This is a genomic window from Rhizobacter sp. (assembly GCF_031412075.1).
GTDB lineage: Bacteria > Pseudomonadota > Gammaproteobacteria > Burkholderiales > Burkholderiaceae_C > Rhizobacter.
In genome coordinates this window covers 1-2,935 of the sequence record NZ_JANOCG010000064.1, presented here as the reverse complement: position 1 = coordinate 2,935, position 2,935 = coordinate 1, and the positions used below count along the sequence as shown (strand labels likewise).

The window sequence follows — 2,935 nt, the reverse complement described above, 5'->3', positions numbered from 1 at the left end:
TGTTCGAACAAGGCCTTCTCTTCCGGGCTGTGCACCAGCTTGGCGTACCCGGCCCGGCCCGCTTCCATTTCGGATTCGATTTTTTTCAGGGCCACTTCGATGGCGTCGATGTCCTTGGCCTCGGTGACCAGCATCAGGCGCAGTCGGGAGACACGAACGTCGGCCAGGTCGCTGTCCAGGTGGCCCAGTGTTTCGATGCTGGGGAGCCAGATTTCCGCCATTTCGGTGGACTTGGCGTTGACGGTCGACAGGCGCTCGATCGACAGCAGGCTTTGCCCGGCAGCGATCAGCAGCACCAGGGCGAAGCCCCCCATCAGTCGGGTGCGAATGCTCAGGTTGCGAAGTGCCATGGCGGATGTCTCCTTAGCGATGACGTTTGTCGGGCAGGCGAAACGTGGCTGGGGTCAGAAGGTTTCCCAGTCGTCGTTGTGTGCGGCGGCGGCCAACGGTTTGGCCGGGGCCGGCGCGGGTGCAGGGGTGTCGGCTCGGGGCGCCGACGCCGGTTTGGCGGCAGCGGCCCTGGGCGCTGCGGCCACCGGCTTGCGAATGGCGGGAGCGGTGGGCTTCAGGCGGGGCGCGGGCTTGCTGGCGAGGGGCGCGGGCAGCGTCGGCGAGGTGGCGTGCTCCGTGCCCAGGCGGAAAGCGCCCACGGCATGGGCCAGCGTGCCAGCCTGCTGCTTGAGGCTTTCGGCGGCGGCGGCCGACTCTTCCACCAGCGCGGCATTCTGCTGCGTCATCTGGTCGAGCTGCAGCACGGCGGCATTGATCTGCCCGATGCCATCACTCTGCTCCGACGAGGCTGCACTGATCTCGCCAATGATGTCGGAGACGCGCTGCACCGAACCGACGATCTCGGTCATGGTGGCGCCGGCATCGGCGACCAGGCGCGAACCGGCCTCGACCTTGTCGACGCTCGCGCCGATCAGGCCCTTGATCTCCTTGGCCGCTTGCGCCGAGCGCTGGGCCAGGCTGCGCACTTCGCTGGCCACCACGGCAAAACCACGGCCTTGTTCGCCAGCGCGTGCGGCTTCCACCGCGGCGTTGAGCGCGAGGATGTTGGTCTGGAAGGCGATGCCATCGATCACGCCGATGATGTCGCTGATCTTCTTGGAGCTGGCGTTGATCTCGTTCATGGTGGTGACCACCTGAGAGACCACGTTGCCACCCCGTGCGGCCACTTCGGCGGCCGAAGCGGCAAGCTGGTTGGCCTGGCGCGCCGAGTCGGCGCTTTGTTTGACGGTGCCGGTGAGCTGCTCCATCGAGCTGGCGGCTTGCTGCAGGTTCGATGCGGTCTGCTCGGTGCGCGCGCTCAGGTCCTGGTTGCCGGTGGCGATCTCGGAGCTGGCGGTGGAGATGCTGTCGGTCGACTGGCGCACCTGGGTCACGGTGCGGCGCAGCGACTCGACCATCTGGCCCAGGCCGTCGAGCAGGCTGCCTGCAACCGCGCCCTTGAGCTGCACGCCGAGGTTGCCTTGTGCCACCTCGGCCATCACGGTCATGGCTTCGGTGGGCTCGCCACCGATCTGGCGCAGCACGCTGCGCGCCACGGCGTAGCCGATGCCGCTGATGGCCAGCAGCATGGCCGCGCCGATCAGCATGTTGGTCAACACTGCCGCGCGGGCGACCTGCTTGGCGTCTTCCATGTACAGGCCTGAGCCGACGATCCAGTTCCAACCCTCGACCTTGACCACGTACTGCAGCTTCTCGACCGGTTCGGTCTGGCCGGGGCGCGGGAACATCGTGGGAACGAAGGCGTAGCCGGTCTTGCTGGCCTTGACGGCGTCGACCAGGGACTTCACCACGTCGTTGCCGGCGCCATCTTTCACCTTGCCGAGCATGGGCTTGTCGGCCCACTCCGGCTTGATGGGGTGCATCACGCCTTCGCCTCCGAGCGTCCAGATGTAGAAGTAATCGGACTTGCCGTCAGCGCCGCCGTAGCGTGCGAGCTTGATCGCTTCCTTGGCGGCCTTCTGGGCCTCTTCGACCGGCATCGTGCCGGCAGCGGCCTTCGCCTGGTAGGCGACGGCGATGTTGTGCGCCGATTGCACGGCGGACACGAGCTGGGCGCGGCGGCCCTCTTCGACGTGATGGCCGATCGAGACCACCGACGCGATCGCGAGTGTGGCGATGCCAGCGATGGCCACGCCCACCAGCAGGCCGATCTTGCGCTTGAAGCTGAGTTGTTGAATCACGATGAATCCGTCTTGTCTTATCTGTTGAGCTGAAAGGTCGATACCACCGCGGCCAGGCTGCCGGCTTGCTGCTTGAGGCTTTCTGCGGCGGCGGCCGACTCTTCCACCAGCGCGGCGTTTTGCTGCGTCATCTGGTCGAGCTGGCTCACGGCCACGTTGACCTGGCCGATGCCATCGCTTTGTTCTGCCGATGCGGCCGTGATCTCGCCGATGATGTCGGACACACGCTGCACGCTGCCGACGATTTCGTTCATGGTGGTACCGGCTTCGGCCACCAGGCGCGAACCGGCATCGACCCGCTCGACGCTGGCGCCGATCAGGCCCTTGATCTCGCGTGCGGCTTCGGCCGAGCGGCCGGCCAGGCTGCGCACTTCGCTGGCCACCACCGCGAAGCCGCGGCCTTGTTCACCGGCACGGGCGGCTTCCACCGCGGCGTTCAGCGCGAGGATGTTGGTCTGGAAGGCGATGCCGTCGATCACGCCGATGATGTCGCTGATCCGCTTGGAGCTGGCTGTGCTCTCGTTCATCGTGGTCACGACCTGCGCGACCACGCTGCCGCCGCGCGCGGCCACTTCGGCGGCCGAGGCCGCAAGCTGGTTGGCTTGTGCCGCCGAGTCGGCACTTTGTTTGACGGTGCCGGTGAGCTGCTCCATCGAACTGGCGGTCTGCTGCAGGTTGCTTGCGGTCTGCTCGGTGCGGGCCGACAGGTCCTGGTTGCCGGTCGCGATCTCGGCGCTCGCGGT

3 protein-coding genes are annotated in these 2,935 nt (G+C 66.8%); all 3 read right to left on the bottom strand.

From position 1 onward, the window contains the following. On the bottom strand, positions 1–350 hold a 350-nt coding region (locus RMO40_RS02270; protein ID WP_309715690.1), incomplete at its 3' end, for an MCP four helix bundle domain-containing protein. 54 nt (positions 351–404) lie between these two features. Continuing rightward, positions 405–2,189, bottom strand: coding sequence for a methyl-accepting chemotaxis protein (locus tag RMO40_RS02265; RefSeq protein WP_309715692.1), 1,785 nt, complete (start codon positions 2,187–2,189; stop codon positions 405–407). A gap of 20 nt (positions 2,190–2,209) precedes the next feature. Next, on the bottom strand, positions 2,210–2,935 hold a 726-nt coding region (locus RMO40_RS02260; RefSeq protein ID WP_309715687.1), incomplete at its 5' end, for a methyl-accepting chemotaxis protein.